Annotated in this window: 8 protein-coding genes; 2 read left to right on the forward strand and 6 right to left on the reverse strand. The window is 40.7% G+C overall.

The window, feature by feature from the left end; all coding sequences use genetic code 11:
* The 4 genes from cyoD to cyoA are packed head-to-tail and all read right to left on the reverse strand — an operon-like array spanning window position 1 to window position 3,814.
* Window positions 1-342 carry a cytochrome o ubiquinol oxidase subunit IV gene (gene cyoD / locus N482_RS03920; protein ID WP_063375838.1) on the reverse strand — a complete coding sequence of 114 codons (342 nt, stop codon included), beginning with the start codon at window positions 340-342 and terminating at the stop codon, window positions 1-3.
* Window positions 342-962, reverse strand: coding sequence for a cytochrome o ubiquinol oxidase subunit III (cyoC, locus tag N482_RS03925; RefSeq protein WP_023399254.1), 621 nt, complete (start codon window positions 960-962; stop codon window positions 342-344). Before cyoC ends, cyoD begins: the two co-directional genes overlap by 1 nt.
* A 16-nt stretch (window positions 963-978) precedes the next feature.
* Window positions 979-3,015, reverse strand: a complete 2,037-nt coding sequence (gene cyoB, locus N482_RS03930; RefSeq protein WP_063375839.1) for a cytochrome o ubiquinol oxidase subunit I — start codon at window positions 3,013-3,015, stop codon at window positions 979-981.
* Window positions 3,005-3,814 (reverse strand): ubiquinol oxidase subunit II, encoded by an 810-nt coding sequence (gene cyoA / locus N482_RS03935; protein WP_231100783.1) that lies wholly within the window; start codon window positions 3,812-3,814, stop codon window positions 3,005-3,007. The genes cyoB and cyoA overlap by 11 nt, the downstream gene beginning before the upstream one ends.
* A gap of 288 nt (window positions 3,815-4,102) precedes the next feature.
* On the opposite strand from cyoA, the gene N482_RS03940 reads away from it, so the two are divergent.
* The gene (locus tag N482_RS03940; protein ID WP_063375841.1) at window positions 4,103-4,618 is read left to right on the forward strand and encodes a hypothetical protein; all 516 of its coding nucleotides are present in this window, start codon (window positions 4,103-4,105) and stop codon (window positions 4,616-4,618) included.
* A 77-nt stretch (window positions 4,619-4,695) separates the two neighbouring features.
* On the opposite strand, the gene N482_RS03945 is transcribed toward N482_RS03940, so the two are convergent.
* Window positions 4,696-5,880: a quinone-dependent dihydroorotate dehydrogenase gene (locus tag N482_RS03945; protein ID WP_063375842.1), complete on the reverse strand. Its 1,185-nt coding sequence runs from the start codon at window positions 5,878-5,880 to the stop codon at window positions 4,696-4,698.
* A 155-nt stretch (window positions 5,881-6,035) separates the two neighbouring features.
* Here N482_RS03945 and N482_RS03950 point away from each other — a divergent pair, with 155 nt between their 5' ends.
* Window positions 6,036-6,611, forward strand: coding sequence for a hypothetical protein (locus N482_RS03950; RefSeq protein ID WP_063875653.1), 576 nt, complete (start codon window positions 6,036-6,038; stop codon window positions 6,609-6,611).
* Between the two features lie 48 nt (window positions 6,612-6,659).
* Here the strand turns inward: N482_RS03950 and N482_RS03955 are convergent, their stop codons facing one another.
* Complete coding sequence (locus tag N482_RS03955; RefSeq protein ID WP_063375844.1) at window positions 6,660-7,133, reverse strand: deoxycytidylate deaminase; 474 nt, start codon at window positions 7,131-7,133, stop codon at window positions 6,660-6,662.
* Window positions 7,134-7,417: the final 284 nt, after the last annotated feature.

Raw genomic sequence — 7,417 nt, forward strand, 5'->3', positions numbered from 1 at the left:
TTAATGTCCCATGAGCATGTTGTGATTTAGGTGCTCCATAATCCAAATGGAGCCAATCACAACTATGGCCACTGTCAACACAATAAACGCGGCTGAAGTAGTATTCCATATTTGCTCAGAAGATGAGTTCATGTGTAAGAAAAATACAAGTTGTACAAATAGCTGTGCAATTGCTGTAACTAGAATGACAGCAAGCGTTATCGCTGGAGATGCCAAATCATACATTACAACTAAAAACGGAATAGCTGTTAATACTAGAGAAAGTAGTAGACCTACTGTGTACTCTTTAACGCTACCGTGAGCTGCACCGCCAGTGCCATGTTCGTTATTAGTGTGGCCCATTACATCACTCCTACTAAGTACACAACGCTAAATACACAGATCCAGATGATGTCTAGGAAGTGCCAGAATAAACTTAGGCAAGAAAGTCTTACTAGGTTATCTTCTGTAAATCCGTCACGTTTGAAGTGAACGAATAGAACAAGCATCCAAATGATACCACCAAATACGTGTAGACCGTGCGTAGCTACTAGCGCATAAAATGCTGACCAATAACCACTTGTCTGAGGTGTTGCACCAAGCGTACTGAAGTGCCAGAACTCATACAATTCTAAACCAAGGAAGCCAAGGCCTAGTAGCAATGTGATGACCAACCAAGTGATCATACCTTTCATCTTGCGCTGGTTGGCTTGAAGCATTGCCATACCAAACGTGAAACTACTGAATAGTAGGAACGCAGTACCAACTGCAACTAGATTAAGGTCAAATAACTCTTTAGGTGTTGGGCCGCCAGCGAAGCCGCCACTTAGTACTGCATATGTTGCAAACAATGTTGCGAACAAAATACAGTCACTCATGATATATATCCAGAATCCGAATATAGTATCACCACCGGTATCATGATGATCATGATCATCGTGGTGATCATGAACGTCGTTTGCGATTACGTGATCGTTTGACATAGTTTAAAACTTTCCTCTACTTGCCATTATTAGCTGCGTGTTCTGCAACAGCTGCCAAGTGCTTTGACTCGATTTCTTCAACTTGGTCCACTGGTACGTAGTAGTCTTTGTTGCGATCAAATGAATACGCAATCCAAGAAGCTACGATACCGATGAAGCTAGCGATAACCATCCACCAGATGTGCCATACGAAACCGAAACCTAAAGTTAGTGAGAATGCACTGATCACAAAGCCAGCCCATGTGTTAGATGGCATGTGGATCTTTGAGTACTTCTCGGGCTTTTGGTAAGCAATACCATGCTCTTTCTTGTAATGATGCTCATCACGGTCATGGATCTTAGGTAGTTTAGCGAAGTTGTAAAACGGAGGAGGTGACGAAGTCGCCCACTCAAGCGTACGGCCATTCCAAGGATCACCTGTAACGTCCATATTTTGCTTACGGTTTTTGAAGCTAATGAAGCCCATGTAGAACTGTACTGCGATACCAGCTGCAACGATAAATGCACCAACCATTGCAATGATTAGCAACGGAGTCCACTCTGGGTTGTCATAGTAGTTAAGACGACGAGTCATACCGTTGAAACCAAGGATGTATAGCGGCATGAACGCAACGAAGAAACCAATTGTCCAAAGCGCACAAGAAAGCTTGTTAAGTTTCTCATCAAGCATCCAACCAGTCGCTTTAGGCCACCAGTATGTAAGACCTGCGAAGTAACCAAATACAGCACCACCGATGATTACATTGTGGAAGTGTGCAATTAGGAACAAGCTATTGTGTAGAACGAAGTCAGCAGCTGGAACAGCTAGCATTACACCAGTCATACCACCAATTGTGAATGTGAATAGGAAGCTACATGTCCACCACATTGACGCTGTGAACTCAACACGGCCTTTATACATAGTAAATAGCCAGTTGAAGATCTTAACCCCGGTCGGGACGGCTATGATCATGGTGGCGATACCGAAGAAGGCATTTACACTTGAGCCTGCACCCATGGTGAAGAAGTGGTGTAGCCATACAACCATTGCTAGAACCATGATAACTGCTGTTGCCCATACTAGAGATGTATAACCGAACAAGCGCTTACGAGAGAATGTAGCTGCAATCTCAGAGAAAATACCAAATGCAGGTAGAATTAGAATGTAAACTTCTGGGTGACCCCATGCCCAAATGAGGTTTACATACATCATTTGGTTACCGCCAAGATCATTAGTGAAGAAGTTTGTACCTAGATATCTATCAAGTGTTAGAAGCGTGATTGTAACTGTTAAAATTGGGAACGAAAGAATGATTAAAACGTTCGCACACAATGAAGTCCACGTGAATACAGGCATTTGCATAAGCTTCATGCCAGGAGCACGCATTCTGATGATAGTAACGAAGAAGTTAACACCAGTTAGTAGTGTACCAATACCAGAGATCTGTAGTGCCCAGAGCCAATAATCGACTCCGACCCAGGGACTGTATTCAATACCTGAAAGCGGTGGGTATGCTAGCCAACCAGTAGCAGCGAATTCACCCACAAATAGCGAAATGTTAACTAATAACGCACCAACTACGAATAACCAGAAGCTCAGAGAATTCAGGAATGGGAAGGCAACGTCACGTGCACCGATTTGTAGAGGTACGACGATGTTCATCAAGCCAACAACCAAAGGCATGGCTACGAAGAAAATCATAATTACACCGTGAGCAGTAAAGATCTGGTCATAGTGTTCAGGAGGGAGATAACCCGCGCCCACACTGTCAGCGGTTGCTAACGCTTGGTGAGTACGCATCATTATTGCATCCGCAAAACCACGGACTAACATCACAATCGCTGCGATGACATACATGATACCAATTTTTTTATGGTCTACAGATGTGAACCATTCTTCCCAAAGGTATCTCCACTTACCCATTTTTGTGATAAGTGCGAATAGGAATAAACCGCCAAGTATTGCACAGATCATTACTGGCAGAATTACAGGGTCATGAATAGGAATAGAATCCCAAGTCAGTTTACCCGTGAGCGGATCCGGATCTGTGATTATGGTAGCTTTACTTGCCATTTTGAACCCCAGTGTATTTCTCTATGGTTTTCTTAAAGTGCAGAGGGTCAACATCCGAGTAGTAAACTACTGGGTTGTCTTTTGATTTTTCGCTAAGCGCTTTGTAAGTAGGTTCGTCTAGCACATACTCTGATGCTTTAACTTTGTTAACCCAAGCATCAAAGCCTGCTTGATCTACAGAATGTGTTTTGAACTTCATACCTGAGAAACCAAAACCGCTGTAGTTTGCAGACATGCCTCTGAAGGTACCTTCTTCAGATGCCATTAGGTTAAGTCTATTTTCCATACCAGCCATAGCGTAAATCTGACTTCCCAATCTTGGAATAAAGAATGAGTTCATCACAGTGTCTGACGTGATTAAAAACTCAACCGGTGTATTCACTGGGATTGAAATTTCGTTGACGGTTGCGATCTGCTGCTCTGGATAGATAAATAGCCATTTCCAATCCATTGCTACAACTTGAATAGTCAATGTGTCTTCATCTTTACCCAATGGTTTACGCGGGTCTAGAGTGTGTGACGTGACATATGTGAAGTACGCTAATGCAGCAATGATTAAACAAGGCACAATCCAAACAACAAGTTCGATTTTTGTTGAGTGTTCCCACGACGGTTTGTACTCAGCTTTTTTATTGCTAGTACGATACTTGTACGGGAAGTAAATAGACATAAATAATACAGGGATTATTACAATCAGTAATAAAGCCACAGAGATTATAATCAGGTCTTTCGCCTGTTCACCAATTGGCCCCGCGGGGTCAAAAAGAGCAAGCTCACAACCTGTTAGAAGAAACGCCATCGTAAAAACCATTACGAGTGACAAGGACTTTTTCAGCATATTCAACCTACTTGATATCGCGGGTAATTACCCCATTACCTGCCTGAATAAATTTACGAGATTAATGCAATTGAGAACTGTTTCCATTTACACCCCTCTCGCAGGGGAATGTTATAGGTAAAGTGTCAAAAATTCAAGATTCTATTGACGAAGATCAATACGTTCGAATTTCATTTTTAGATGTTTTTTGAGCAATCTGTGTCTAGACTGAGATTAGTGTTGTCAAAAACATAATTACAGAGGGCTGATATGAAGAGACTATTTTACTGTACGGATAGTTTGGACGATGCTGAAAAAATTTCTGATGAAGTTCACGAACTTGGTATCGATGATCACCATTTTTACGTGTTATCTCGAGATGAAAACGGCATTAAAACTCACCACTTGCATGGATCAACACAAATAGAAAAAACCCAAATATTGTCCGCCAGAAAAAGGGCGCTTATACTTGCTGGGGGAACTGCGTTGCTAATTTTAACTTTTTTATATTTTTTTACTGAGGTGATGAATAAGTTTTTGTTACAGGCAATAGGTGCAAGTATTGTCATTGGATTTATCGTTATGGTTGTTGTGAGGCTTGCAGGAAAATCCTTTGATGAATATTTTCAAATTTTGGTCAATGAGCACTTAGATGCAGGTGATGTAATTATCATTATTGATGTTGCAAAATCACAGACTCATGTGGTTGAGTCAAAATTGGAAGATCACCCAAAGGCACAATTTTTGGCCGACAGTTCTAATTTGGCATCGCCGATTCCTGAATAGATCAAAAAAGTGGTGATATCGTTTCTTTGGAGAAGGTAGGTGATATCACCACTAGTAGCATCAACTTTTGGTTGAAATTACGCCGCTGAGACAACTTCCTTGTCTGACTTTTCTTCCTTGACTGGTTTGAGCTTGGGCAGTGGATTTTGTGATCCTATGGCTTCTTCTATCGAGTTAAATCCATCTTCCTTCAGTAACTTAACAAGGCCGCGATTGATTTCACTAATGCTCTGAGGGCCATCGAAGATGAGGGTTGAAATCATATGCAAGATGCTGGCTCCAGACGTAATCTTCTCGTATGCGTCTTTGGCTGTAAATACGCCGCCAACACCTATAATTGTTAGTTTACCTCTGGTTCTTCTATACACATGTCTTATCACATTTGTTGAAATACGTTGCAGCGGAAGTCCACTCATGGCGCCTTTGTGAAAAGGTAATTCAGATTTAACATACTCTTGGTTAAATTTGGGCTTAGCCAAGTTCGTAAGTACTACGCCATCCATTTTGTGTTCAACACATGCATCTACGATAATGTTGATTTCTTCTAGCGTCATATCAGCTGCCAGCTTCACGTAAATAGGCCGGCCTTCAACTCTATGTTCATTCACAGCGGTTAGAAGCGCACCTAAGTTATCTTTATCAACGAATGGTTCACCATCTTGGGTATTTGGGCAGCTGATATTGATTGTGAAGTAATCACCAATATCTTTAAATAGATTCATTGTTTTGGTGTAGTCATCTATCGAGTATTGTAAATCGAACTCAGGGGTAATGTTCGATTTAGCTGCGTTTATGCCGATTTTTAGCTTGCCAAAATTAGCACCTTTCAACCTTGATGAAATTTTTTCAGCACCTTGGTTGTTGAGCCCATACCAAACAAGGATCGACTTGGACTTAACCATTCTGAAGAGTCTTTTACCTGGATTACCTGGGCAGACCTCTCCAGTAAACGAGCCTAGTTCCGCCAATCCAAAGCCAATCGATGGGTAGATTTTGGTAAGCTCGCCATCTTTGTCAAAACCAGCGGACAGTCCTAATGGATTTCTATATTTTATTCCATCCACCTCAATGTTTAAGCTGCGGTGTCCATAGTTAAAAAACAGCGAAGTAATCCATCGAGTTAGGAAATTAGAGCCCAAAAAAACGCCAACGCGTTTAAACATGTAGTGTGCATCCTCTGGATCCATTAAGAATATTAACGGACGAGCCGCTCTGTAGAATAGTCGCAAGACAAAGTTACGTATGCCGATGATAAGGCGCATTTTCAACCTCCAAATTTGTCATCGATTGTTGTTGTTAGGTGCTTGGAATAAGCACATCAAGTAACTCATGTTTTTTAGTTTATGATCATTAAATGGTAATGGCAATAAGAATTGTTATCATTTATATTGTTTATTATTCAAGCTCGGAGGCGCTGATGAAAAAGCTGATGTTAAAGTGGTTAGGCTCGTATGTTACAAAGCCTAAAGTCCATTCTGTCATAAGGCCAATTTGGCAAAGCACAGGTGAAGTGTTTTATTTATTAAATACTTTACAGTTACGTTATAAGTCTCGATATGGAAGCGTTTCCGTGGACTCTTTTGACATAAGCGCTTTCGAAAAAGGCTCTGAAGATCTTCACAAAAAACTAGTGAATGAGTTTGGCAGAGAGTTTACGATTACTGTCTGTGCGGTTGGGTGGGAAAGGCTTGGCAGCCAAACTCGAGTAAAGGCTATTGATAATGCCGCAATTTTTAGGTTTAACCAATCTCTTGAAACGCAATCCCAAGCTGTATTTCAGCATCAATTTAATACGCTAGATGAAGTGAATAGTAGTGATGTAGATATTTCTCGCAGAGTAGATGTCTTTAAATATTATAATATTCAAATCAATGATTTTATAAGCCAGCTTAATGAGGCTAATAAACGTATTCATCAAGACAGAGTTAAACGACACGGTATAACTGGGGAGAATTTCCACAAAGATGTATTTGAAAAGATTATTATGGTGTAGTGGCGCAAAGAGTAGGCTAGTTAAAGCGCTACTCTATGGCTAATCCAATTATTGATCGTCGTATGTTGCGACTTCTTGCTCAAGTACAACGAGTTCAACATTCGCCATCTCGAACATATCTCTTGTTTCTTGTGCCGCATGATAACGTTTTTTAGCGACTACTTTTGCAATTCCGCAGCTAATAATAAGCATTGCACATACACGGCATGGCTCCATAGTGCAGTATAAAGTACTTCCCTCCAATGCCACACCATAGCGCGCTGCTTGGCAAATTGCATTTTGCTCTGCATGTATGGTTCGAACACAGTGTTGTCTAGTTGTGCCATCTACATCTATCACTTGCTTCATTAAATGGCCAACATCATCACAGTGTGGTAACCCTGATGGAGAGCCGACATAACCTGTTGATATTATTCTTTTGTTTTTAACTATAATACAACCTGATTTGCCTCGATCACAGGTGGCTCTTTGTCCAACACTGTCCACTAAATCGATAAAGTACTCATCCCAATCTGGTCTCATTTTTCGTGCTCAAAATACTACTAAGTGTGTCTATTATACGCAGTATTGACGACATTACTAACATTGATGAAGCGTTATGTATGCAATTGAGTAGGGGAATCTGTTTTTTTGCAAAATAAAAATGTTATCTCAGAAACTATTTAATTAAGTTAATTAATAACTCAATAATTTTATTTATTACCCCACATATAAAAATACTCGCAATATAAGTATTATAAGTTAGAGTTTTTCACGGTTATATTGCTTCTCGTAGGGGGTAATGAAACAGGGTGCGAGCACACTTT

This window comes from Pseudoalteromonas luteoviolacea NCIMB 1942, from assembly GCF_001625595.1.
GTDB classification, from domain to species: domain Bacteria; phylum Pseudomonadota; class Gammaproteobacteria; order Enterobacterales; family Alteromonadaceae; genus Pseudoalteromonas; species Pseudoalteromonas luteoviolacea_A.